This window comes from Nocardia gipuzkoensis, from assembly GCF_021183645.1.
In the GTDB taxonomy this organism is placed as follows: domain Bacteria; phylum Actinomycetota; class Actinomycetes; order Mycobacteriales; family Mycobacteriaceae; genus Nocardia; species Nocardia abscessus.
Window position 1 is genome coordinate 7,100,877 of record NZ_CP089225.1, and the last position, 24,816, is coordinate 7,125,692.

At 67.5% G+C, this 24,816-nt stretch carries 20 protein-coding genes and 1 pseudogene; 14 read left to right on the forward strand and 7 right to left on the reverse strand.

Annotated features, from left to right (window positions below; all coding sequences use genetic code 11):
• Nucleotides 1-354: 354 nt before the first annotated feature.
• Nucleotides 355-1,389 carry a hypothetical protein gene (locus LTT66_RS32435; RefSeq protein ID WP_233062322.1) on the forward strand — a complete coding sequence of 345 codons (1,035 nt, stop codon included), beginning with the start codon at nt 355-357 and terminating at the stop codon, nt 1,387-1,389.
• 138 nt (nt 1,390-1,527) lie between these two features.
• On the opposite strand, the gene LTT66_RS32440 is transcribed toward LTT66_RS32435, so the two are convergent.
• Nucleotides 1,528-2,931 (reverse strand): wax ester/triacylglycerol synthase domain-containing protein, encoded by a 1,404-nt coding sequence (locus tag LTT66_RS32440; protein ID WP_233062323.1) that lies wholly within the window; start codon nt 2,929-2,931, stop codon nt 1,528-1,530.
• A gap of 53 nt (nt 2,932-2,984) precedes the next feature.
• Entirely contained in the window at nt 2,985-3,221 is a 237-nt protein-coding gene (locus LTT66_RS32445; RefSeq protein ID WP_408638700.1) for an SHOCT domain-containing protein, read from the reverse strand.
• Between the two features lie 459 nt (nt 3,222-3,680).
• Between LTT66_RS32445 and LTT66_RS32450 the strand changes: the two are divergent.
• Nucleotides 3,681-4,129 (forward strand): annotated as a pseudogene (locus LTT66_RS32450) (Hsp20/alpha crystallin family protein).
• A gap of 198 nt (nt 4,130-4,327) precedes the next feature.
• Here the strand turns inward: LTT66_RS32450 and LTT66_RS32455 are convergent.
• Nucleotides 4,328-5,215: an IS5 family transposase gene (locus LTT66_RS32455; RefSeq protein ID WP_408638878.1), complete on the reverse strand. Its 888-nt coding sequence runs from the start codon at nt 5,213-5,215 to the stop codon at nt 4,328-4,330.
• A 408-nt stretch (nt 5,216-5,623) separates the two neighbouring features.
• Between LTT66_RS32455 and LTT66_RS32460 the strand changes: the two genes are divergently transcribed.
• The 3 genes from LTT66_RS32460 to LTT66_RS32470 all read left to right on the forward strand — a co-directional run bounded on the left by LTT66_RS32460 (nt 5,624) and on the right by LTT66_RS32470 (nt 13,598).
• Complete coding sequence (locus LTT66_RS32460) at nt 5,624-7,075, forward strand: GNAT family N-acetyltransferase (protein ID WP_233062325.1); 1,452 nt, start codon at nt 5,624-5,626, stop codon at nt 7,073-7,075.
• A 110-nt stretch (nt 7,076-7,185) separates the two neighbouring features.
• Complete coding sequence (locus tag LTT66_RS32465; protein WP_233062326.1) at nt 7,186-9,024, forward strand: AMP-dependent synthetase/ligase; 1,839 nt, start codon at nt 7,186-7,188, stop codon at nt 9,022-9,024.
• A gap of 389 nt (nt 9,025-9,413) precedes the next feature.
• Entirely contained in the window at nt 9,414-13,598 is a 4,185-nt protein-coding gene (locus tag LTT66_RS32470; RefSeq protein ID WP_233062327.1) for a cation-translocating P-type ATPase, read from the forward strand.
• Nucleotides 13,599-13,726: 128 nt separating this feature from the next.
• On the opposite strand, the gene LTT66_RS32475 is transcribed toward LTT66_RS32470, so the two are convergent.
• Nucleotides 13,727-14,704, reverse strand: coding sequence for a magnesium transporter (locus tag LTT66_RS32475; protein ID WP_233062328.1), 978 nt, complete (start codon nt 14,702-14,704; stop codon nt 13,727-13,729).
• A gap of 70 nt (nt 14,705-14,774) precedes the next feature.
• Here LTT66_RS32475 and LTT66_RS32480 point away from each other — a divergent pair, with 70 nt between their 5' ends.
• The 4 genes from LTT66_RS32480 to LTT66_RS32495 all read left to right on the forward strand — a co-directional run bounded on the left by LTT66_RS32480 (nt 14,775) and on the right by LTT66_RS32495 (nt 18,953).
• Nucleotides 14,775-15,005: a hypothetical protein gene (locus LTT66_RS32480; RefSeq protein WP_233062329.1), complete on the forward strand. Its 231-nt coding sequence runs from the start codon at nt 14,775-14,777 to the stop codon at nt 15,003-15,005.
• 929 nt (nt 15,006-15,934) lie between these two features.
• Complete coding sequence (lpqS, locus tag LTT66_RS32485) at nt 15,935-16,378, forward strand: putative copper homeostasis (lipo)protein LpqS (protein ID WP_233062330.1); 444 nt, start codon at nt 15,935-15,937, stop codon at nt 16,376-16,378.
• A 98-nt stretch (nt 16,379-16,476) separates the two neighbouring features.
• Nucleotides 16,477-17,604: a PLP-dependent cysteine synthase family protein gene (locus LTT66_RS32490; RefSeq protein WP_233062331.1), complete on the forward strand. Its 1,128-nt coding sequence runs from the start codon at nt 16,477-16,479 to the stop codon at nt 17,602-17,604.
• Nucleotides 17,601-18,953 (forward strand): MDR family MFS transporter, encoded by a 1,353-nt coding sequence (locus LTT66_RS32495; RefSeq protein WP_233062332.1) that lies wholly within the window; start codon nt 17,601-17,603, stop codon nt 18,951-18,953. Before LTT66_RS32490 ends, LTT66_RS32495 begins: the two co-directional genes overlap by 4 nt.
• A 670-nt stretch (nt 18,954-19,623) precedes the next feature.
• On the opposite strand, the gene LTT66_RS32500 is transcribed toward LTT66_RS32495, so the two are convergent.
• Nucleotides 19,624-20,223, reverse strand: a complete 600-nt coding sequence (locus tag LTT66_RS32500; protein ID WP_233062333.1) for a hypothetical protein — start codon at nt 20,221-20,223, stop codon at nt 19,624-19,626.
• Between the two features lie 106 nt (nt 20,224-20,329).
• On the opposite strand from LTT66_RS32500, the gene LTT66_RS32505 reads away from it, so the two are divergent.
• A complete protein-coding gene (locus LTT66_RS32505; RefSeq protein WP_233069543.1) occupies nt 20,330-20,527 on the forward strand; it encodes a hypothetical protein in 198 nt (65 codons plus the stop codon).
• A complete protein-coding gene (locus tag LTT66_RS32510) occupies nt 20,509-20,688 on the forward strand; it encodes a hypothetical protein (RefSeq protein ID WP_233069477.1) in 180 nt (59 codons plus the stop codon). The genes LTT66_RS32505 and LTT66_RS32510 overlap by 19 nt, the downstream gene beginning before the upstream one ends.
• A gap of 263 nt (nt 20,689-20,951) precedes the next feature.
• On the opposite strand, the gene LTT66_RS32515 is transcribed toward LTT66_RS32510, so the two are convergent.
• Together LTT66_RS32515 and LTT66_RS32520 are read right to left on the reverse strand one after the other, a co-directional pair.
• Nucleotides 20,952-21,572: a mycothiol-dependent nitroreductase Rv2466c family protein gene (locus tag LTT66_RS32515; protein WP_233062334.1), complete on the reverse strand. Its 621-nt coding sequence runs from the start codon at nt 21,570-21,572 to the stop codon at nt 20,952-20,954.
• A 94-nt stretch (nt 21,573-21,666) separates the two neighbouring features.
• The gene (locus LTT66_RS32520) at nt 21,667-21,888 is read right to left on the reverse strand and encodes a YgaP family membrane protein (protein WP_233062335.1); all 222 of its coding nucleotides are present in this window, start codon (nt 21,886-21,888) and stop codon (nt 21,667-21,669) included.
• A gap of 110 nt (nt 21,889-21,998) precedes the next feature.
• Between LTT66_RS32520 and LTT66_RS32525 the strand changes: the two genes are divergently transcribed.
• From LTT66_RS32525 to LTT66_RS32535, 3 genes are all read left to right on the forward strand, one after another.
• The gene (locus tag LTT66_RS32525) at nt 21,999-24,158 is read left to right on the forward strand and encodes an MMPL family transporter (RefSeq protein ID WP_233062336.1); all 2,160 of its coding nucleotides are present in this window, start codon (nt 21,999-22,001) and stop codon (nt 24,156-24,158) included.
• Nucleotides 24,159-24,245: 87 nt separating this feature from the next.
• Complete coding sequence (locus LTT66_RS32530; protein ID WP_233062337.1) at nt 24,246-24,515, forward strand: metal-sensitive transcriptional regulator; 270 nt, start codon at nt 24,246-24,248, stop codon at nt 24,513-24,515.
• 46 nt (nt 24,516-24,561) lie between these two features.
• Complete coding sequence (locus LTT66_RS32535) at nt 24,562-24,801, forward strand: YgaP family membrane protein (RefSeq protein WP_233062338.1); 240 nt, start codon at nt 24,562-24,564, stop codon at nt 24,799-24,801.
• Nucleotides 24,802-24,816 lie beyond the last annotated feature (15 nt).

Here is a 24,816-nt window from a genome sequence, read left to right on the forward strand (position 1 = left end):
GCCGTCCTCGTCGTACGCCTCACGCAGCGGTGTCTCCGGCCCCACTGTCACCACGGGCCTGCTGGGGACGTCACGTGCGTACATCGGCATCACCTCACACGGATTCGGGGGGGTGCTGCACGGCGATGCGGAACCTTCCGAGGACATATCCCCAGCGTGACGGGGTGCGGGCGGATTCTGGAGAGGCGTCCTGCCTTCGGCACGCGGGACCAACGTCCTCAGTGGCGAGGTCCGATTCCGGGTGTTGCGGAGATCACGAACGGCCGCCGGATGGTGACTTTCGCTTCTGTGGAAGCGCGTGTGCGCCGCGAAAGATCGAGCTAGAAGCTGATTCGATGCGCCCGGGAGGTAATCGTGACGATCACCAGGTACGAGAGACCAGGACTGGCCGCATCGGCGCTGTTGCTGGCATTGCGACTGCCGGTCGGATTACAGCAGACGATCGGGGAGTTGCGGTACCGAGGGCGATCATCCGGGCGGCATATCGCCCTGCCGGTGTCGTATGTGCGGGTGGGCGACAGCGTAGTCGTCCGAGTGGCGAACGCCGCCACGAAGACGTGGTGGCGGAACTTCCGGTCACCGCATCCGGCGTCGATCAGGATCGGCGGGTTCTGGTCGACGGGTATCGGGCACGTTGTGGCGCCGGGATCGCTAGAGCACGAAGAGGTGGTGGCGTTGTATCAGAAGGCGCATCCACGGCACCGGATCCACACGAATGATCCGTACGTGGTGATCGTCGTAAGTGCGGAGAAGACGATGCCGTCGCGCCGGGAGCTGAGCCGTCGCTGGTTCGTCGCGGTTACCGCTGGTGAAACTCTCGGCTTCGCCGCACCGGCTGTGGCGGGTGCGCTGACCGTCGACTCGGCGCCTGGCATGATCGCGGCCGCACTGCTGATCGCGGCCGTGGTCGAAGGCGGCGTGCTCGCCTTTTTCCAGAGTCGCGTACTGCGGTGGTGGTTGCCCGAATTCCCTGTCCGCGACTGGATCGTGGCCACGGCGGCTGGTGCGGTCGTCGCGTGGACAGTCGGGCTGGCGCCGGTACTGTACGGAGACCGATTGAGCAATTGGCCGGCCGTGGTCCAGATACCGGCGGTCGCCGCGGGGGCACTTGTGATCGTGTTCGCGATCGGCGTCGCGCAGTGGTACGTGTTACGGCGCTGGTCGGAGCGTGCGGTGCTGTGGATCTGGGGCAACGCGGTCGGCTGGATCGCGGGGCTGGCCGCCTTCACCACGGTCACGACCCCATTGTGGCGGACAGGGCAGTCGACGATGGTCACTGCCGTAATCGGGGCGCTGGGCGGCGTTGTGATGGCGGCGGTAGTGGCGGTGACGACCGGGATCTTTCTTGTGCGCATCCTTGTGCCCGGGCATCTACGGGCCTCCGTGTGACCGCGCCCGGAGAACTCACCTCGGCGGATACGGCGGGCCGCAGATCTCGAACCGGATCACTCCGGTCCGCGCCCCTGTCACACTGGTCGGAGCGGCCGGACAGAGGAGTGCGACCGCCTCGATCCGGTACACAACCGATCACACGGGTGTCGAGCGAGGTGCTTCGGCGGGGAGGTCGGCGACGCCCTCTGATGCGTCTTCGGCGCCGAGACGAAGCACAGTGGCGAAACCGGCGGCGAGGCAGTCGGTCAATATCGCGACATCGGGGACCGCGGCGGTATCGGCGTTGATCGCGATGTAGCAGGTTCCGGCATGCGAGGTCAGGGTGACGTTGACGGCCGTGCCGATGGTGGGACCGAAAGCGTACATCCGGTCGATCCGCGCCCCGGCGATATAGAGCGGCACCGGGGAACCCGGGACGTTGGACGCGAGGAAGTCGATATGTTTGAGCATTTCGGTGAGCAGTCCGGCAGGCAGCCGGTTGAACGCGGCGGCGACAGCGCCGGACAGCGGTATCGCCGGCTCGCGCCGCCAACCGGCGACCGCGGCGGCCACGGCGCGCATCAAGTCTGCGGTGTCCGGGACGTCGGCCGGCAACGCGAAACGAGCGAGGGTGATCCGATTGCCGCCGAGCGGATCGTCGGCTGTGCGAAGACTGATCGGCATGGTCACCCGCAACTGGTCGACACTCGCCCCGTGCCGATCGTGATACATACGTAGCCCGATGACCAACGCGGTCAGGAACGCATCGTTCATGGTGCAGCCAACCGCCCGCGCGGCACGGCGTAGCTGCTCGACGGGAGCGTCGAGTACTGCCAGCCGGCGACGGAGACTGCGCTCGATCATCACCGGCGACAGCGTCGCGGTGACGGGCTGGGCCAAGCGGACCAACGAGGTCGCCAGCGCCACACCATCGCGCGCCGCCCGCGCGGGATGACTGACAGCCCGCCACGCGGTCCGCGGCGTGACCCGCACACCGCCACGAAGAAGATCCGAGCCGACCTGCCAGTTCCACGCCACGATGTCGCGGACCGCGCCGTCACGGTCCTGCGACGGCTCGGGCGGATGGCCGCGATCGGTTCCCGCCCGATCGAAATCGAGCAGCGCTGTGGCGATCTGAATACCGCCGATGCCATCGGTGAGGCTGTGATGCACCGTCATCACCAGCGCGCATCCCGCGCCGTTCAAGCCGGTGAGCAAGGTCGAGCGCCAGAGTGGCCGGGCCGGATCGAACGCGGTCATCGCTTCGGTTCGGGCGAACTCGAGTACCGCGGAGAGGTCCGCCGGTTCCGGCAGCGCGGAACGGCGCAGGTGCCAGGAGAGGTCGAAATCAGAATCGAGCACCCACCGCGGCGGGGCGAGACCGAACGGCACGGTGACCAGCCGATGCCGCAACCTCGGCACGATGCGGGTGCCGCGATCGATCGTCTCCACCAAACGTTCCCAGTCCGGATCGGTATCGAGAATCAGGACCGAGACGATCGTCGAGCGGAGCGCCGGATCACGTTCCATGTTCCAGGAGAACAGGTCCGATTGGGACATGTGGGATTCGCGAGTGGCCATCGTCTGCTGCTTTCGAACCACGCCGGCACGCCTCAGGTGGATGTGGCGCTGTTGAGGGTTTTCAATCGACGGGTGTATTCCTCGTCATCGATCTCGCCACGGGCGTAACGGTCGGCGAGCACCTGCTGCGGAGTTGGCCCGCGCGGCACCGTGGGCCAGCCCTGCGAGGGGGCCGCGCTGTAGCGGACCAGTGCCACGATGCCGGCGATGACCAGCACCCAGAAGATCACCATGCTGATACCCATCAGACCGTATCCCCATCCGGTCATTCCATTGCTGTACCAGAACATCACCGCAGGCTCTCCTTCACTTCGGAGTGTTCGGTTCTTTCACTGTGCGCGCTGTACACCGACCGGGATACGGCCGAACAGCACTATTCAGGCGGGACGAGAGTCATCTGTCACCTGTCGTGGCCGAGAGCGCGACCCGGTCGGGCCCGCATGCCGCGCGGCAACGCATCCGGGTCCGAAAGACCCGAGTTCCACAGGCATACTGCCCTACCCCACCCGTACTCCGTGACCAGAATCGGACATAGTTCCCACGATGGCACCGTTCACCTTTGACGAGGCACACCGGGCCGCCCAAGACCGTCGCGAGTGCCTTGCGGAAGACTGCCCGTATTCGGGGACCGGAGTCCTCGGAGGAAGGACCGTAGGCCCTACTGCTGGGCGCGGGCGCCGGCGTGGAATCGAAGAGTCATCAACCACTCTCTTCGCTGGAGTCGCGCTATGAGCATCCTTTCCTCTCGCCGGGCATTGGTACCGACCTGGCCCGCACTGCCCGATTGGTCCGATCTGATGGCCCGGTTGGAGTCACGCCCCCCTGGACCTCGCTCGAGGGCCACATGATTCGAGTCGAGGAGAATCTCGAGAAGGGCCGGTACACGTTGCGGGCCGAGTTGCCCGGGGTGGACCCGGCCAAAGACGTCGACATCAGCGTCCGGGAAGGACAGTTGACGATCAAGGCCGAACGCACGGAACGGAAGGAAGAAGGCACCCGCTCGGAATTTCACTACGGCAGTTTCTACCGGTCGATTCCGCTACCGGTCGGCGCGAAGGAAGACGACATCGACGCGTCCTACACCGACGGGATCTTGACGGTGACCGTGCCGGTGTCCGAGTCGGAGACCCCGGAGAAGCACATCGAAATCAAGAAGACCGGAAACGGACACAGCTGACCGCTGCGGAACCCGGGATGGCCCAGACACACGGGCCAGCCGGCACAACGCCATACCGACCGCGGCCGCGGGTCGACGTCATTCGAGGTATGCGGAGGGTCTGCCAGCCATAGCCGGGATACGCTGAACACCGCCGCTTCCGCCATCGCCGCCTAGCCACTGTTTTGAAAGTGGGTGAGGGCGGGCAGTTGCCCGCCCTCACCCGTGTCGGAGCCATTGGTTGATGGCAGCGATGCGGATGGTGGCCTGGTAGCGGACGGCGAGTTTGTCGAATCTGGTTGCCACGGCGCGGTGTTCCTTCAATTGACCGATACCGCACTCCACGGCGTGGCGGAGCTTGTATTCCTCAGCGTCGAACGCATGCGGACGGCCCCCGGCCGAGCCCTTCTTCTTCCGGTTGGCGGTCTGGTCCTTCTTGATCGGGATCGTCGCTTTGATACCCCGTTTACGCAGGTGGGCGCGGTTGGCGGCAGAGCTGTAGGCCTTGTCGGCGCGTACCCGGTCCGGGCGGGTCCGCGGCCGCCCGGCACCCAACCGTGGCACGGTGATGCCGTCGAGTACCGCGGTGAACTGCGGGCTGTCTCCCCGCTGGCCAGCGGTGAGTACGATCGACAGCACTTTGCGGCCCTGCTCTGTAGCCAGGTGGGTTTTCGTGGTCCAGCCACCGCGAGACCGGCCCAGCGCGTGGTCGCCGGGTTCGGTGTCGACCCCACCGGGTGGCTCGACCTGAGCTGCGCCGTGGCGGCGCGCACCAGCAGCGTGCCGGTGCGCGCGGGTGATGGTGGAGTCCACGCTGACGTCCCACACGATCGCCCCGGCCGCGTCGGCGGCCGCTTGCAGCATCTTCAGGATCAACGCCCAAATACCGGTGCGCTGCCAGCGGCGGAACAACCCGTAGACCGTCTGCCACGGCGCATAATGCGCGGGCACGTCCCGCCACGGAGAACCGACCCGGACCCGCCATCGGATCCCGTCGATAAGCTGCCGTTTCGTCCACTTCGACGGTCGTCCCGCCTTCTTCCCGCGAGGCAACAGCGGTGCCAGCCGCGCCCATTCGGCGTCGGTCAGATCCGCGCGCCTCGTCACCGCTACGCTGGGCACGAGGTCTCCGGTATTCAAGGTTTTGCTTGGTCGCTAACCCATCTACCGGAGACCTCCTCTCATCTGCCCACCGACATGCCAACGCGAGCAAGGGATCTCGATCACAACCAGGCTGTTGAGGCCGCCGCGCAGCGACGCCGTCAACAACCCACTTTCAAAACAGTGGCTAGGCCGGCGTTGGGCACCTATGCTGGCGACCACGCCGTCGGCAGGGCGGCGACTCATCGCCGATCGGCGGCACACCGCCACGACGACCATTGGGAAATCGCTCGGTCCTGCCCTTGTCACGTCGATGCGATCCGCGCTCGGACGGCCTACTCGGCCATTGACCGATCGGCGGCCCGGCCGGGGGATTCGCGGAAGGTGGTTGGCTCTGATGACGGGAGGAACCGCATGACCACACACGGGCATCCTCCGATCGTGGTGACCGTCGACCGACCGTCGATCGGGCGTGACGCCGCCCTATGGTCCGCCCGCCTCGCCGAACGACTGCACTGCAGCCTGCGGGTCGTCTACATCGCCACCGCCACTGCTGACGTCTCGGCGGACATCCCAGCGACGGGCCCCGAAGCGGCGGCTCGGACGGAACGCAGCGCGACAGCCGTCGTCGACGACACCGTCGCGGTCGTGCGCCGCGATCACCCCGATCTCGAGATCAGTGGTGAGTCGATCGACGGACCGGCTGCGCAGGCGTGGGCCACAGTAGGAGAGGACGCCCGGATGGTCGTCCTCTGTCATCCCGACGTGGGGGAGTTCGACGTGCCGACGGCCCTGACGATGGTTACCGATCACGCCACTTGCCCGGTAACCGTCTGGCGGGGAGAGCCCGGCCAACTTCCAGACCAGCGCCCCGTGCTTCTCGCCGTGGACGACGACGGCGCCGACGCCGCGCTCGCCGCGTTCGGCTACGCACACCTGTTCGGGGCATCGGTCGTCGCCGTGAACGCCCGACCGGAGCAACTCGAAACGGCCGCTCCGGTTGCGTCGAGGAACCGGCACTCCCTCGACGCCCACCTTGCCGTGGCACGCGACGCCTTCCCTGACGTCACCGTGTCCGCCCTTGCCGACATCCCATATCGGTCGTTGAGCGAACACGCGACGGGTGCGCAACTGGTGGTCACCGGAATCGATGGTCGCGCGTCTGTTCCGGAAGTACCCGGTTTCGGTTGGTACTTGTTCCGCCGCAGCCGGTGCCCCGTCATATTCTGTCCGTCGCGAATAGCCCCGGTGGGCCTCGGCGCTGATCCGATCGCACCAACCACTGGTACCGCACCGGCACCGTCCGCTCCGCTGATCTCCGGGATAACCGTCCGCGCACTGACGCCTGACGACCGGGACGCGGTCGCGTCGCTGCACGAGCAGATGTCGGCGCACGACGCCTATCTGCGGTTCTTCAGTGCCGTTCCGAAGCACATCGACGAGTTCGCGGAACAATTGTGCCAGCACGACTCCACCCACCTCGCGCTCGGCGCCTTCGAAGGTGTCGACCTGGTCGGGGTCGCCAATTACGTCGTCACCGACACCACCGCGGGACACATCACTGCGGAGATGGCGCTAGCGGTCGACGCGCATGACCAACAACACGGTATCGGCACATTGCTCGTGCGGCGACTGGGCACGGCCGCCTACCTGCAGGGGGTGGCACATCTGACGGCCGAAATACTCGCGGAGAACACCCTCATGCTCGCGATCATCACCGAACAGGGGTGGAATGACGCGCTCCGATACGAGGGCGCCACCGTGCACTTCGATCTCGATCTCGAGGCCCACGAACAGGAAGATCCGGATACGCCTGTACTTCCACGTATGGAAAATGCGGGCCGAGCAATCCGAAAAGGTCGATAGGGACGAGCGCCGCTATCCGCGTCCGGACCGGTTCCAAGAATCGTGCCGGGCTTTGCAGTTTCTCGTATGAGCGCCTCATCGATCGGCCGAAGACTCCGTAGAATGAAGTGATGACGTTCCTTCGGGAATCCGAGGAACTTCCCGATCTCAGCAAGATCGAGCACCGGGCATCCTCGGTTGCCCAGATGCTTGTCGACCGCGTCACCGCGACTCCGGAGGCGGAGGCGTTCCGATTCCCCGACGGCGAGCGCTGGACCAGCGTGTCCTGGAAGCAGTTCGGCGACCGCGTCGACATCCTCGCCGCCGGGCTGATCGCACTGGGAATCCAACCCGAGGACCGGGTCGCCCTCGTGTCGTCCACGCGCTACGAATGGGTGCTCGCCGATTTCGCCGTGATGTGCGCCGGTGCGGCCACCACCACCGTGTACCCCACCACCAACGCCCCCGGCGTCGCGTTCATCGTCGCCAACTCGGGCAGTCGTGTCGTCGTCGCCGAGGATCAGGCCCAAGTGGACAAACTGATCGAGCACCGCGCCGAGTTGCCCGACGTGCGACAGGTGGTGATCTTCGACGGCGAAGGCGACGGAAACTGGGTGATCGCTCTCGATGACCTCGAAGAGCGCGGACGCGCGCTGCTCGCCGAATCGCCCGACGCGGTGGCCGACCGCATCCGCGGCATCCGGCCCGAGCACCTGGGCAGCATCATGTACACCTCTGGGACGACCGGCACCCCGAAGGGGGTGAGGCTGCCGCACTCGGCTTGGACCTACAGCGCCGCAGCAATCGACGCGTTGCATGTTCTCGGCCCCGACGATCTGAACTTCCTGTGGCTGCCGCTGTCCCACGCGTTCGGCAAGGTGATGCTCGCGCTGTCACCACTGATCGGCTATCCCACGGCGATCGACGGCCGGGTGGAGAAGATAGTGGACAACCTCACGATCCTGCACCCCACCATCGTGGCGGCCGCCCCGCGCATCTTCGAGAAGGCGCATGCCCGTATCGAGGGCATAGTGGCCGAAGAAGGCGGGATCAAGAAGAAGCTCTTCGACTGGGCCGTTGGCGTCGGCCTGAAAGTCTCGCGTGCGAGACAGGCCGGCAAAGATCCGTCGTTGCTGATTTCACTGCAGCACAAAGTCGCCGACAGGCTGGTGCTTTCGAAGGTTCGTGAACGCTTCGGTGGTCGATTACGGTACTTCGTTTCGGCTGCGGCCCCCTTGGACCGCGATGTCGCGCAATGGTTCGACGCAATCGGCGTCATCGTGCTCGAAGGTTACGGCCTGACCGAGACCGCAGCCGCCTCGTTCATCAACCGCCCGGAGGCATACCGGTTCGGAACGGTAGGCAAGCCGTTCCCCGGCACCGAGGTCAAGATCGCCGAGGACGGCGAGATCCTGCTCAGAAGCCCGGGTGTGATGAGCGGCTATCATGACCGTCCCGACGCCACCGCCGAGGCTTTCGACGCGTACGGCTGGTTCCGCACCGGCGACATCGGCGAGATCGACGCAGACGGCTTCCTGCACATCACCGACCGCAAGAAGGACTTGTTCAAAACCTCGCAGGGCAAGTACGTTGCGCCCTCCGCAATTGCCGCCACATTCAAGGGGATATGTCCGTACGCGGCGGAGTTCATCGTCTACGGAGAGACGCGGCCCTATTGCGTCGCATTGGTCGGCCTGGACGCCCAGAGCATCACCGAATGGGCCGGTAAGCACGGCCTGGCGGACAAACCGCTCGCCGACATCGCACGCGACGAGAAGACCCACGACGTGATCGCCGGCTACGTCGACCACCTGAACACCCAACTCAATCGCTGGGAACAGATCAAGAAATTCGACATCATCGATCATGAACTGTCAGTCGAGGCAGGTGATCTCACACCGAGCATGAAACTGCGCCGCAAGATAGTCGTCGACAATCTCGCCGCCAGCATCGATGCCCTCTATCACTGAAGTCGATCGCTGACCGCCACTGCGCATATCGACCGCGCGGTGTGGGCGCGGTCATCATGTGGCGACCGTCTTCTACACATCCGCCGGAGCGGTGTTGCCCTGGGCGCGATACCGGGTCGTCGCCGCCTACTGCGCCGTGGCCCGACACCCTCACGCAAGACAAAGGTCCCCGCCGGTCGGCCCCGTTGTGCCCTATTCCGCTCGGTTATCCCCGAGTTTGCTGAGCGTAATCGAGTCCTGCAGCTCCGACGGAGGGTGACTGTGTGTGAACGGTCGTTGAGTGCGGCACGTGCCCGCGAGATGTGCTGCCCGTTAGCCATCCCCGCACCCGGCAGCCCCTACCGGTCGAGCAGATGGCTCCGACCGGCCGACCGACAGCGGAGTCCCTGATGTTGGGCGGCTATCTCGAGAGATTGCTGCGTGTCCCGGTGCTCGCGGTGAATGCGTTGCGGGTCCCGACGGCCGCGGCCTGTGCACTGCGCGCACCGGCATCCGCTGCGGACGCGTTGCACACCGTGTTGTCGGAAGCCGTGGGGCACGCCCGCGTCGTATGGTCCTGTGACGAACGCGTACATGTCGCGGTGCGCGGACCGGCGCCGGAACGGCTGGAGGCGTTCGCTACGGACTTGACCGCGCGGGTGGGCCGTCTGCCCGGGGTGGCCTGGGCACGCCTCGACGCCGGGTGCGGATTTCTCGTGGTCGCCAGGAGGTCTTCCGAGGCGTTCGACTCGGCCGCCATCGTCGCCGCGGTGGAGGAAGCGGAGACCGCCGCCGGTGTCGAGGGGCCCTTCACCGCAGCTGTGGCCACACATCCCACCGATCGGAGCGCAGCGGCCTGGTACACCGTCGCGGCGGTCGCCGACGTGGCCGCGGTCGGCGTCGCCGCCCTCGGCACACTGCTGCGCCTGCCCGGGCGCTCGACGCCGATCGAACTCGCACCCGTCATCGCGTTCGTGCAGAACCAGGAGCGGCTGCGCGTCCCGCTGGAGCGGCGATTCGGGGTGACCGAAGTGGAGCTGGCCCTGGGCATCGCGGCCGCCACGGCCGGTGCCCTGGAGCGGCAGCTGCTCAGCCCGGTCGTCGACCTCGTCCACCGGGTGCTGCTGCTGCGGCAGGAGTATTCCCGCGCGCAGACCTTCGCGCAGCTGGAGCCGGTACTGTACGCGACCGCCCCGCCGACCCAGCCGCTACCGGAGCACCGCGCGCCGCGGCCGATCCCGCTGCCCCCGGGGCCGATCGAGCGCTATGACGAGGGCGACTTGATGGCGACGATAGCCGCTGCATTGACCACCATCCCGCTTTCTCATCAGACGCGGAGTGCGATCGACGTGGTCAGCGCGGGGGTTGCCAAGGCCGCCCGGCTCGGACGCGAGGCATTCGCCACCGGAGTGACGGAGTACCTGGGTCGCTGCGATGTGCTCGTGGTGCGTCCGGAACCGCTGCGAATACTCGACCATGTCGACCGTCTGGTGATCGACATGGACCTGCTCGGTGACACGCCACCGCCGAAGCCGGTGGCCGGCCATGACATCGAGATCATCCGGTACGAACCCAAGTCCGGACCAGAGGAAGGTCTGGAGGATCTCACCGAACTCGTCGAGCGGCTGCAGCGCGAAGGCCACGGCGTCGCGGTCGTCGCGGGCGCCGACGAGGCCGCGCTCGCCGCCGCGGATTGCGGCGTCGCGGTCGCGCCGTATCCGGAGCATCCGGTGCCGTGGCATGCCGACCTCATCGCCGTCGACGGGACGGTCGGCGTCGCGGCCGTGCTCGACGCCTGCCGGCTCGCCCGGGACATCAGTCGGCACAGTGCGCTGTTGGCGCTGGCCGGGTCGGCGGCGAGCGCGCTCATCCTGCTCGGCGTCCCGGTGCCGTGGCGACGTCGGCAGGCATGGCCCGTCTCGCTGGGTGTCGACGCGGCGGCTCTGGTCGCTCTGGCACACGGGCGCATGAGCGCGTTGCGGCTGGTCCCGCGGGCCCCGAAGGCGCAGGCGGGTGACGACTGGCACCGCGTCCCGCCCGCCGAGGTGCTCGCTCGTTTGGGAAGTAGCCCGGAAGGGTTGACCGCCGCCGAGGCGGGTGCCCGCCGCCCGCCGCCGGTCGCCGTACCGAACGCGCCTCGGCAGTTGCTGATTCATGTCGCCAACGAGCTGCGCAACCCCCTCACGCCGGTGCTCGCGGTAGGCGCCGCACTTTCGGTGGCTGTCGGGTCCATGCTCGACGCGGCCATGGTGGCGGCCGTCGTCTTCACCGACGCCGGAATCGGCGCTCTGCAACAGCTCGGGGCCGACCGGGCCGTTGCCGCGCTCGACCAGGTATCCGCCCAGCGGGTCCGGGTCCGCCGCGACGGGACCGAGCGTGGCGTCCTCGCCGACGAACTGGTCGTCGGCGACGTCATTCGGCTCGGCCCTGGCGAAGGGGTGCCCGCCGACTGCCGCCTGCTCGAGGCCGAGGGCCTGGAGATCGACGAATCCGCGCTGACCGGTGAGTCACTGCCGGTGGACAAGGTTCCCGCGCCGATCGAAGCGGAGGCGCTGGCCGACCAGTCGTGCATGTTGTTCGCCGGCACCGCCGTCGCGACGGGCCGAGCCAGCGCGGCAGTGGTAGCGGTCGGGGCCGACACCGCCGCCGGACGGGCTGCCCGCGGCGTCACCGCACCGCGCACCGGAGTGGAGAGCCGCCTCGAGACCTTGGCGGCGCGCGCCACACCGGTCGCACTCGGGGCGGGAGCCGTCACCGTGGCTGCCAACCTCGCCCGGGGCGCCCCACTGGCCGAGACGCTGGCCGCCGGGGTGAGCCTCACGGTCGCGGCCGTCCCCGAGGGTCTGCCGATCCTCGCCACCGCCGCCCAGCTGGCCGGGGCAAGACGGCTGGCTGAACGGGGTGTGCTGGTCCGCCACAAGCGAGCGGTGGAGGCACTGGGCCGGGTCGATGTGCTGTGTGTGGACAAGACCGGCACCCTTACCCATGGAATTCTGCGCGTCACCGCCGTGCACGACGGACAGCAAGGTGCCGCTGCCGATCAGCTCCCGGGCAGGCACCGGCAGATCCTCGCCACCGCGCAAGCTGTGGCGGCGACCACCCTGCCGCGACGACGTCGCCCGGGCAGCACCGACGACGCCATCGTCACCGCCGCGACGGCCGCGCGGCTCCCGGAGTCCCCGGCCGCACTGGCCGAGCTGACCTACGAATCGGGCCGGGCCTACCATGCGGTCATCGTCCCAGACGACGACGGTGTACAACTGAGCGTCATCGGGGCTCCCGAGACGATCCTGAGCCGCTGCGCCGACCACGAACACCCCAGCGCAGGCCACGTCGAGGTGGACCGTGATCGCCGCAGCCAGCTCGACGGACTGGTCGAGGAACTGGCCGGAGACGGCGGCCGAGTGCTCGCCGTCGCCACCCGCCGGCTCGGCGCGCCACCGGAGGGCGAGCTGACCGAGGACGCCGTCATAGAACTCACCCTGGCCGGGTTCTTGGTCCTCTCCGACCCGCCACGCGGCCATGCCGCGGACGCCCTGAATCGAATCACCCGAGCGGGTGTGCGGCCCGTGCTGATCAGCGGCGACCATCCTGCGACGGCCTGCTGGCTGGCCACCGAGGTCGGGATGCCGTCCGCGCCCGACGGCAGCACCGGTGTCGTCACCGGCCCAGAGCTCGACCGCCTCGACGACGACGCGCTCGACGCACTGCTGCCCGGGGTGTCGGTCTGCGCCCGGGTCACGCCGGCCCATAAAGTCCGGCTGGTGGCTGCCTACCGCAGGGCTGGGCACTGTGTCGCCATGACCGGTGATGGTGTGAACGACGCGGCCGCGATCCGGCTCGCCGACGTCGGTATCGCCCTCGGCAGCGGCCGCAGTACCGAAGCAGCCCGCCACGCCGCCGACGTGGTGCTCGTCGAGGACCACATCGGTAGCATCGTCGACGCGCTCATCGAGGGCCGTGCCCTATGGGTGGCGGTCCGCGATGCGGTCGCCAACCTGCTCGGTCACAACTACGGCGAGATCGCGGTGATCGGCGGCGTGAGTCTGCTGACCGGCATGACCCCGCTCACCGCCCGCCAGCTGCTGCTGTGCAACTTGTTCACCGACACGATCCCCGCGCTGGCCATCGCCATGCGCCCGGTGCCCAGCCTCGATCCGGAGCATCTGCTCGCGGAGGGCCCGGACCGCTCGATCGGCCCACTGCTCACCGAACGGATCACCGTGAACGGCGTCGCCACCGGTCTGGCAGGCGCGGGCGGCTACCTGGCTGCCCGCCTCACCGGTACCGTCGAGCGAGCTCGCACGGTCACCCTGCTGAGCATCGTCGGTGCGCAGTTGGGCGAGACCGCAGTGCTGCGGCCGACCGACCCGGTCGTCGTCGGCGCGGCCGCCGTATCGGCGGCGGCGCTGCTCGGCATCGTCGAGACTCCAGGACTGAGTCAGTTGTTCGGATGCCGACCGGTAGGCCCCGGCGGCCTGCTCATCGCCGGAACCGCTGCTACGGCGGCGGCCGTAGGCACCTTGATGTTCGCGCCTGCGGTAGCGCGCCACCGCGAGGATAGAGCATCCTCCTCGCGCAGCGCCTCAGGGTGAAACGGGATCCCGGGAGTTGGTTCACCGTGCGTGTGAGTCTCGCTGATCACGACCGACTGCCCGGAGTAGAAGGTGACCGCGGTGGCATTGCGGCCGGCCCCGCAGTGACAGATGGGATCTGTCCGCGATCAGGCCACGACCAGCGCGGTCACTCCTAGGTATATGAGGATCGAAAGGAGGTCTTGGATCACGGTCGCCAATGGTCCGGCGCCGAAGGCCGGATCGATTTTCAGTTTCGACATCGTCCACGGCAGACCCATCGCCACGACCGCGGCGACCGAGCATGCGGCCAGTAAGGAGATCGCCACCGCCAGCGACACGTCCGGTGCGCCCCAGAACATCAGCGTGAGCGGGTAGGACACGACGGCGATCAGCAGCCCGATGAGCAGGCCGGTCACGGATTCACGGTGGACGATGCCACGCACGCCGACACCGACCGCAAGGCCGCGGATCACCAGCGCCTCGGTCTGGGTGCCGACCGCGTCGGCCAGATAGACCACGCCGGGAATGAAGAACGCGACAAGGACCTCGCGCTCCAGTTCGGCGTGGAAGATGTCCACGACACCCGCGGCGAGCATCGCACCGGCGAGCCCCACCAGCAGCCACGGCAAGCGGTGCCACAGTCGGCGGGCGATCGGTTCGACGGTCGCAGTCCGGGCGCCGGTCGCGGATTTCAGATATCCGGAGAGCCGGGCGACATCCTCGTCGTGTTCCTGCAGCAGCACCGTCAACAGTCGCCGCGGTGGAATGAGCCCGAGCCATCGGCCATCGGCGTCGACGACCGCCAGCCCCGGTTCCTCATGCCGCAACGCTTCCCATACCGCCGCCTCCTGGTCCTTGTGCCCGGCGATCGTCGGCGGATCGGGGTCCATCACCGCACCGACGGCCGTCCCGGTGGGTGCCGCGAGCAGATTCTCGATCGTGATCAGACCGGCCAGCCGAGTGCCGTCACACACCGCTATCACGGCCGCGCTGGCAAATCGGCCACCGCGCATACGGGCCAGGACATCGTCGGCCATTTCCCCGGGATCGGCGATCGGCACGTCACGGGTGGCATGAGCCGCCGCCGTGCCGAATAGCTCCACGCTTCGCACAGTCGGTTCCACGGGCGCAAGGTAGTCCGATCGGCCGGGAAGCGCCAGCGTTCCGAACAGGCCGCGCGCCGTTCTGTCGCGCGTGCCCAACCGTCTGCTCGCCGGCGGACTCGGCGGGTGCCCCGGTTCGCTCCTCGGAGTCCTGGGGATCATCTTCAGCCTCGCCGGACTCGCAGTCGCGGTCTTCGCAGTCGTCGTCTGGATCATGGCCATGGTCCAGGCGAACAACACCGGCGGTGTCCACGCAGAGCTTCCCATTGTCGGAAAACTCACTGCCCCCTATGCCGATCAGTTGGCCAATTCGGTCAAGTAGCGGCAATCCGGAGTCTCAGCTGGATTCCGTGATCGAGGATGCTGTCGGCACCCTGCCGACGGCCGGATGCGATAGTCCGAAGATCAACGGCCCGAGACACTCTCGGGCCGTTGGCGTCCGCGCGGAACATCCGGCGGCCCATGGCGTTCGTGTGGAGGAGTGCACGCACGCGGGATTGAGCCGGTCACGACCGTGACGCTGATTCTGGTCGGCGCGGCGGCCGCTGTCGGTGCAGTACTGCACGTTCTGGAGCAGCGCAAAGGCGGGTCAGGTGTTCGACCTGAGACCGGGAGCCCTGAAACCCTTCTACCGCACCCGCGGATGTCTCGCAGTGGGCCTGAGGATGCCGGTGACATCGAGGTAGAAGTTGCAGTATCTACCCTGGACCGTGGCCAGTGGGCGCTGACTCGCAGCCCGCCGGGACGAATACCGCCGCGGCGAGTGCAGCGCGTTGGTTCGACGCTGACGACAGTTGTTTGCTAGACGTGAACTGTCCAGCAAACGACGTCAACTGGGCGATGCGATGGTCCGTATGCCGAGCATCCCCACCTCGGGTGTGCCGATTCAGGAACGCTGTGTTGCGTCGCCGACCCTGAGCTCCGTCGGGACCACGGTTTCGAATCACATCACTCGAGATTAGTACGCCCGCAGATAGTAGATCGATCACAGAGAAGTCCCGTGTACGCACGTGGTGTCATGGATTCCACGGTCGAAGCACCGCTCAGCTCCTATCGCTCGATGTGGCGGAAATCCACAGAAGTCAGGAGACGGGCCTGCATACTGAGCAGCGCAGTATGTCACCCATCGGTTGGACTCTGCCGCACGAACACCTGCCGTGCGGCGTGGTCGCGGACAGCGAATCTGCCGCGTGCGGATACATGGCTGTGCCGGAGCGCTGGTCACGAGCTTGTCGCTAGAATGGTTTTATTGTGAAGCTCATCGGGTGGTTGCGGCTTGGTGGCTTAACGCTGGCGCTGCTTGCGGCGGCGCTGCTGATGGCGCCGCTGATGCACTGCACGCTGCTCGACGCCGGCGAGCATCACCATGGAGCCGCTGCGCACTCCCATGACGCCGCAACGCCGATCACCGCCCTGGTGGCCGCGGCGGTGGACGGCACCTCCCATGTCCTCGCCGATGCCGGAGGACGCCACGGTGCGCCGCATGCCGTCCATTGCGCCATCACGCCCGCGCTACCGGCAGGTGGCGGAAGTTTCGTGCCGCTGCAACTGCTCCTGTTCGTGCTGGTCGTGGGCATGGTTGTCGCGGCCGTGTACCGGGTCTGTCCCGGTGGAGTGCGCGGTCCGCCCGTCGCGGCCGTACCCGTCGTCAGCGGCAGAGTCCTGCTGACGCGCATCTGTATCGCCCGGCGCTGATCGGTCAGCGCCAGGCTGACGTGTCGTCCCCGTCGGCCGGTGTGCTGCCCGTGCACGCTCCGCCCTTGTGGGCGGTCTCGATACAGAAAGCGACACTCATGGACAACGTTGTGCTCGGCAGGCGTGCCGAGGTTCCGGCGGCGCTGGGGGTCGCGCCAGACGCAACCCGGCAGCCGCAGGCGCTGGTCGGCAACACTCCGGTGTTGTGGGTCGGCGCGCCGCTGGCACCCGCGGGCCGCGGGTTCTGGGCCAAACTCGAGGGATTCAATCCGGGCGGTATGAAGGACCGCCCCGCCTTGCATATGGTGCGGCGAGCGCGAGGACGCGGCGATCTGGTGCCCGGAGCGCGCATCATCGAATCCACCAGCGGCACCCTCGGCATGGGCTTGGCGCTGGCGGGAATGACCTACCACCATCCGGTCACTGTCGTCACCGACCCTGGGCTGGAACCGATCGTCGCGCGAATGCTCGCGGCCTATGGAACGCGCGTCGACATAGTGACCGAACCTCACGCCAGCGGCGGCTGGCAGCAGGCGCGCCGCGCTCGAGTCGCGGAACTGCTCGAGCACGAGCCCGATGCGTGGTGCCCGGACCAGTACCACAATCCGGATAATGTCGCCGGCTACGAAGCGCTGGCGATCGAGTTGATCGAGCAGCTCGGTGGGGTCGATGTGCTGGTGTGCGCGGTCGGCACCGGCGGGCATTCGGCTGGCGTGGCGCGGGTGCTGCGGCGGTTCAACCCGGACCTGAAGCTGATCGGGGTGGACACCGTGGCGTCGACGATCTTCGGTCAGCCCGCTGGTCCGCGACTGATGCGGGGCCTTGGTTCGAGCATCTACCCGCGCAACATCGATTACGAGGCCTTCGAAGAAGTCCATTGGGTCGCGCCATCGGAGGCGGTGTGGGCGTGCCGCACGCTGGCGGCGACCCATCACGCCACCGGCGGCTGGAGCGTCGGTGCGGTCGCGCTGGTAGCGGGGTGGGCCGCCCGGGTCTTCGATCCCGAGTTGCGGATCGCGGCTGTGTTCCCCGACGGGCCGCTCCGCTACTTCGACACCATCTACAACGACACCTATTGCGAGGAGCACGGTTTGCTCGACGCCGACCCACCGATCGAACCGGGCACCATCACCCACCCGGCCGAGAAGGTCGTGCGGAGCTGGACCCGCTGCACCACCGTCATCGATCCCCAACAGCTCAGCCGCGACAGGAAGCGATCGTCGTGACGGTAGTCGTGGAGTTCCGCAGCTTCGATCTCGCCGCGCGGCTGCTGATGGTGAACCAGTTCGGCATCAATCTCGGTTTCTACATGCTTATGCCGTATCTGGCGGGGTACCTGGCCGGACCACTCGGCTTGGCTGCCTGGGCGGTCGGGCTCGTGCTGGGTGTGCGGAACTTCTCCCAGCAAGGCATGTTCCTCCTCGGTGGCACACTCGCCGACCGGCTCGGCTACAAACCACTGATCGTCGCCGGATGCCTGCTGCGCACCGGCGGTTTCGCCCTCCTGGTGTTCGCGACTTCCCTGCCGTGGTTGCTGATCGCCTCGGCTGCAACGGGCTTCGCCGGCGCACTGTTCAACCCGGCGGTGCGCGCCTATCTCGCCGCCGACACCGGAGAACGCCGGTTGGAAGCGTTCGCGGTGTTCAACATCTTCTACCAGGCGGGCATCCTGGCCGGGCCACTGGTCGGCCTCGCGCTGATGACGTTGGATTTCCGGGTGACCGCAGCCACAGCGGCAGCCGTGTTCGCTGCGCTGACGGTCGCGCAACTGTTCGCGCTCCCCACCCGGCGCGCCGAGACACCGCCGGAGAAGACATCGGTGGTCGAGGATTGGCGCACCGTGGTCTCCAATCGGCGGTTCGTGGCCTTCGCGGTGGCAATGATCGGTTCATATGTGCTGTCTTTCCAGGTCTATCTCGCGCTGCCGCTGCAGGCGGACTACGTGGCAGGCACGCGATCGCAGGCGGTGACCTCGGCGGTGTTCGTGATCTCCGGTGTCGTCGCGGTGGCCGGGCAATTGCGCATCACCGCGTGGTTGCGCTCCCGCTGGCGCACCGGCCGCAGCCTGGTCGTCGGCATGAGTCTGCTGGCCGTGTCGTTCCTGCCGCTGGCTCTCGTACCCGGATCCGAGCGGTTCGGGACAGCGGCCGCGATCGCCGCGATTCTGGTGGCGGCCGCGCTGCTGGCGGTCGGGACGGCGGCTGTGTTCCCGTTCGAGATGGACACCGTGGTCTCCCTGGCCAACGGCAGGCTGGTGGCCACCCATTACGGGTTCTACAACACCGTCGTCGGCGTCGGAATCCTGATCGGCAACCTCGCCACCGGCGCAGTGGTCGGCGCCGCCCACGACGCTGGAGCCGACTGGGCGGTCTGGGTCGGGCTCATAGCCATCGGCGCGCTCGCCGCGCTGGCCTTGCATCGGCTCGACCGCTCGGAGCGTGCGGTGGTGACAGCGTCCGGAGGCGACGATCCGGATACCGCGACAAGCAGTGAGCGGCGCGACCGTGCTCTTGGCCGGACAGTGCCGCCGGTCAGCCCTCCGCCAGGCCACCGCGACGACCGGATCACCATATGACGCGGTAGCTGCGGTCGTTGCGGAACCCGCAGCGCTCACAGAGTGCCAGTGCGTGCTTGACCGGTTCCGGATCCACGGAACCCCGCGGCAGGGCCAGGTGGTCGGCCCGGTCAACCGCCACTGATCCTGGGGTATGCCGGTTTTCTCGACCACGTTGAATGCCGTGCAGCAGCCCCAACTTCATATCATGTTTCTGCCAGTGTGGCGGTGGTGGCCGCCGTAGGCGCGGAAGACGGGTTTGCCGAACTGTCGTTCTACGTAGTTCAGTGTGGTGTAGCGGGCAAACGCCGCTATTCAGCCACACCCCTCGTCGTCGATGCGATAAGCACGAGGACCGCTCGTTGGACGCCACTTGGGCTCATCGCCCATGATCGTGACGCGCCATCACCTCAGTCATGCTGTCGTATCGGGGCGACTGACAGCTTCTCGAGCAGCGGCGATCTGTAGTGCACGCAACCTCTCCGGCGTCTCGGGCTGCGCGACGAGTTGCCCGCCGCCGCGCTGCCGCCGGATCGAGATCACAGCAGAACAGATTGCCACGGCGAGAAGCGATTTCGGAATACCCGGGTGCGACAGGGGCACCGGGCAGATTCCGCCGTACTGGTGGCATCGACGACGGCGTGGCGACCTTCGGGCCGGCAGTTCCTGCAGGTTCTCGGCGGACGGTTGCCTACGCCGTGCGCCGAGTAGTGAAGTCGAATTCGAGGTATTGCTCTGCGGCGGAGGGGATATGAGTGAGCGTGAGGTCGGCGAGGTTGCCCTGGTCGGTCTGCACGCAGAGATGGCTGCCGGTAGGCAGGTGATAGACATCGTCGAGGGTCTGCGTCCAGGCGACCGGCGGGATCTTGGTGCAGCGATCGGGTCCGATGTCCTCGCGGGGCACCGCGAACCGGGCACGGCCGTTGGTCATGGCGTTGAGTGTGTCGCCGGTCTTCGACGGGCTCATGTCGACGCCTGGTTCGTTCTGATCGCGCACCTGCCCGTTGTCCAAGTCGATGCCCTCGACGTTGATGAGCCTGGCGTGTCCCTGGGCGAGAGGTGCAGCGGTGGTCGGTATCTCGGTCGACGAAGTCGGGCCAGTGGTCGGCACCGGCGGTATGCCCGACGGTTCGGAAGCGGAGTTCGGTCCTGAGCACTGGGTGACGCCGAAGACAACGAGTGCGACCACGACGCTCACTACGCCCGCCGAGCTACCGACCACGGTCCAGAAGTGCGTCGAGCCATACCTGTTGCTCCTTGCGGGTGCCGGTCGTTGCTCGTCCTGGGTCATCTGCTGCTTCCCCCTGTTGCCCGGATGCTGACGCTGGGCTTTTTCTATATCGGCGCGGTCTTTCTCACCAGTGTGGCAGACCGGCACGGCCCGGCTCCTGCCGAGGATGCTGGCCGGGCGCAAGTCCGGGCCGGTGTTTCTCACCGACCGCAAGGCCCGCCCCTCGGTCGCGGTCAACGACATCGACCCGACGTCTGGGCGTGCGCGCCTGTCGTATCGGCGTGCGGCCGAGTTGTTCGAAGAACACACCGCCGTGTTCGACAACGGCCCTGCACGCTGCATCAGCTGCGACATTCCCGGCTGACCCATGCCGCGGAGGATGGTGCGTCGACGCCGGTGTTGATGAAGCTGTCCGGGCACACATCGGTGCGCAGTCTGGTGAAGTACGCGCGGGTTTCGGACGAAGGACTTCGTCGTTTCCAGGCAGAGAGCGACCCGGCGACACGACGCCGTCGAGGTCGCTGATCACGTGCGGCCGGGCAGGTCGTCTCCGGGCTCGTGCCGCGCGGTCGGCGAGTCGGTGATGGTTCATCGAATTGTTCAGGCCTGCCCGGGCGCGGCGGTTCCTTACTTCTTGCCGGGACGCCACCAGGGTGTGCTGGGTTCGGGCTTGGGGTGCCCGGGGCACCATTGCTCGGATGCGACACCGGCGCGGACACGGTCGATGTGGGCGCCGCAGCCTGACCAGGTGGTTTTGCCGCAGGTGCGGCATCGGGTGGGTGAGCACATCAGTGGGCCGCCTCGGTGGTGGTCTCGATGCGTGGAGGTCCTTGGTAAGGGCGGTGCAGGGCAGCGAATCCGGGGGTGGTCGCGGCGGTGACGAGCGCGTCGAGCAGGACCGGACCGCGTTGCGTGGTGGGGCTTTCGGTCAGGACGGGGCCGTTGAAGCCGTGGCCGTCGATGACGATGATCGGGCTGCCCCCGCTTGCGCCGAGCGCGTTCTGGCTGGCCGTGTGCGACCGGGTGACGGCGTTGTCGAGGCCGGGGTCGTCCACGGACCGGGCCAGGTCCGGGTCCAGGCCGGCGGCGGCGAGTGATGCGGTGAGGGCGTCGGGTCCGAGGTCGTCGCCGTGTACGTGCAGTCGGGTTCCGATGTGGTCGTAGAGGCGTGCGAACGCCTCGGGTCCGCCGGTATTGGTGGCGGCGGCGAACACTCGTCCCAGGTGGCGTGAGCGCTCGATCATCGACTTGTGATCGGCGTCGACGTCGTGACCGTCGTTGAGCACCGCCAGGCTCATCTGCCGCAGTCGCACCGTGTGCGGGCTGTCGGTGGCGGCGGCGAGCAGCCATCGGGAGGTGACCCACGCGAACGGGCACACAGGATCGAGGTACAGGTCGATGTCGGCCATCGAGAGCCTCCTTCGGGGTTGCGGCGGTGGGCGCGGAGCCTGCGCACCCGCCGCCGTGGTGAGAGGTGCGATTCCTCGTGGGCGCTGGGTGCCATCAGTGGCTTGCGCGGGGCTTTCCGTGCAGCTCCACACCGAACACAGGCCAGAGCAGGCAGAAGTTGAACACTCCCGCCGCGATCGGGATCAGGCCGATCACGGCCACGATGATGCCGGTGGCGCCACCGATCATGGCGAGGCCGATCACAATCAGCGCGATTCCGGCGGCGATGCGGGCCAGTCGCCCGGCGGTGCTTCCCATGAACTCGACGACGCCCATGCTGCTGAACTCCTTTGCCCGGGGAACAGGGGTTGCGCCCAACAATACCCCATGGGGTATGGTCGGCATCGACATTCACCATACCCCCAGGGGTATTGAAGGAGGGTCGAATGACCGAGACGAAACTCGATACCGCCCCCGCTGATCCACCCCACCCCGACTCCGCAGCGGGCCCGCTGGGCCGGTGGGGTGCGTACATGGCCGGGCACACCAAGGCGGTGATCGGGGTGTGGTTGCTGGTGCTGATCGCGCTCGGGGCCGCCGCGCCGAGCGTGTTCACCTCTCTGGCCGGTGCGGGATGGCAGGCCAACGGCTCGGAATCGGTGCGCGCGCGAGAATTGGCCCAGCAGCACTTCGGCGGCAATTCCTCGGCCGCGGTGCAGGTGGTGATCCATTCCGACACCGCCACGATCGGCGATCCAGCGATGACCCGCATGGTCGAGCAGGTCACCGCGGTATTCGCCGGTGACGAGCGGATCGCGCAGGTGATCGCCCCGCAGCCGGGATTCACGATCAGCCCCGACGCGCACACCGGAATCGTGATCGCGGGCGCGAACGCCTCCACCGACGACATGGTCAAGGCCGTCGACGAGCACAAGGACGTGTTGAGCGCGCTGTCCCGGGAAGGGATCGAGGTCTACCCGACCGGAGCCTCGGCGTTGTGGAGCGATTTCAACGTCGCCAACCACGACGCCATGATCAAAGCCGAGATGTACTCGTGGCCGGTCACTTTGGCGATCATGGTGCTCGCTTTCGGGTCACTGGTCGCGGCCGGGCTGCCGCTGCTGCTGACCCTGGCGGGTCTGGTCGCCTCCGCGGGTGGGCTGGTGTTGTTGAACCAGATCACCCCGATCTCGGTGTGGGCGATGAACTTCGCCATGATGTTCGCCCTGGCCCTGGGGATCGACTATGCGTTGTTCCTGGTGGCCCGCTTCCGTGACGCCCTGGCCCGCACCGGCGATCCCCGCGCCGCGGTCGCCGAGACCATGGCCACCGCCGGCAAGGCGGTCCTGCTCTCGGGATTGACGGTGCTGGTGAGCTTGTCGGCGGTGCTGATCGTGCCCGCCCCCGCGGTGCGGACCATGGCGGTCGGGATCATGCTCGCGGTGGTGTTCGTGCTGGCCGCGACCCTGACCCTGCTGCCGGCCGCGCTCGGCGCGCTCGGAGGCAAGGTCAACGCTGCGGCGTTGCCGTACGCGCGCCGCCAGCAGCACCGCTCCCCGGTGTTCGCGCGTTGGGGCCAGATCCTGCACCGCCACCCGTGGCCGTTCGCTGCGGTGGCGCTGGCCATCCTGATCGGGCTGGCGATACCGGTGTTCGGGCTCAAAACCGCGATGCCCTCGATCGCGGTGGTGCCCGCCGACGCGCCTGTGCGTCAAGGCTATGACCTGATCCAGCAGCAGTTCGGTCCCGGAGCCCCGGGCATGCTCTCGATCATCGCTCCCGCCGCCGAGGCAGAGGCCACCGCGACCATCGCGCGCGCCAGCGAAGGCATCCTCATGCTCACTCCGCCCCAGCCCGCCACAGACGGCGCCGACCTGGTGATGATGCAGGCGATGCCCGCGGTCGATCCGTCCGCACCGCAGATGGCGCAGATCCTGGACCGCCTGCGCGCCGACCTGCCCGAGCACGCGGTGGTCGGCGGTGCGGCGGCGGAGAACCTCGACCTGCAACAAGCCCTGGACGACTACCTGCCGATCGTGGTGGCGATCATCCTGATCCTCGGGTTCGCGCTGTTGCTGATCGCTTTGCAGGCCCCGCTGATCGCGGCCCTGGGCACCCTGGTCAGCTTGCTCTCGACCGCGGCCGCGTTCGGGGTGGCCAAGCTGATCTTCCAGGACGGGCACGGGGCCGGGCTGCTCGGTTTCACCCCGCAAGGGTTCCTGGACGGGTGGGGGCCGGTGTTCTTCTTCGCGATGATCTTCGCCATCGCGATGGACTACACGGTGTTCCTGCTGGCCACCGCCAAGGAACACTACGAACGCACCGGCGACCCCCATACCGCGCACCTGGACGGGCTCGCGCATTCGGGGCGGGTCATCTTCGCCGCGGCGGCGGTGATGGTGGCGGTGTTCTTCACCTTCGCCCTGGCCGACCCGTTGCCTCCCAAGGAGATGGGCATCATCCTGGGTGTCGCGGTCCTGCTCGACGCCCTGCTGGTGCGACTGGTGCTGCTACCGGTCATCTTGCGGCTGACCGGGCGCGCTGCCTGGTGGAGCCCGGCGGGGTTGCGCCGCATCCTGCCCGCCATCAGCTTCTCCCACCACTGACCCACCGGTGAACTCCCGTTCTCGAATCCCCGCCTCACATACCCCTCGGGGTATATTGGGGGCAGGATCCGAGAAGGGAACACATCGATGGTCGGCAACGACGACGCTATCGCGCAGGTACTCAACAGGCTGCGCCGCGCGCAAGGCCAACTCGCCGGGGTGATCGCCATGATCGAGGACGGGCGCGACTGCAAGGACGTGGTCACCCAACTCGCGGCGGTCTCCAAAGCACTCGACCGCGCCGGATTCAAAATCGTCGCCACCGGACTGCGCGAATGCCTCATCGACACCGGCGAGGGCGAACGCGCACCCATGAGCATCGAGGAACTGGAAAAGCTCTTTCTCGCCCTGGCCTGACCCGACACAACCGGGTCGGGTACGCATACCGAAAGGACTCCCGCCGATGGCACTGCCGCCCCGCCCGCGCGGATGGACCATCACCCGGCTCGTCCCGGCCCTGGCCGGAATCCTGGTCCTGCTCAGCGCATTGCTGAGCAGGACCCTCTCGCCGTGGTGGCTGATATTGACCGCCCTGGTCGGAGCGAACCTGCTGCTCTACAGCGCGATGGGCTGGTGCCCGGCCACTCTGGTGATGCGCCGACTCGGCCTCACCGACACGACCTGCCCAACCCCTACCGCCTGACCACTCTTCTCGGAT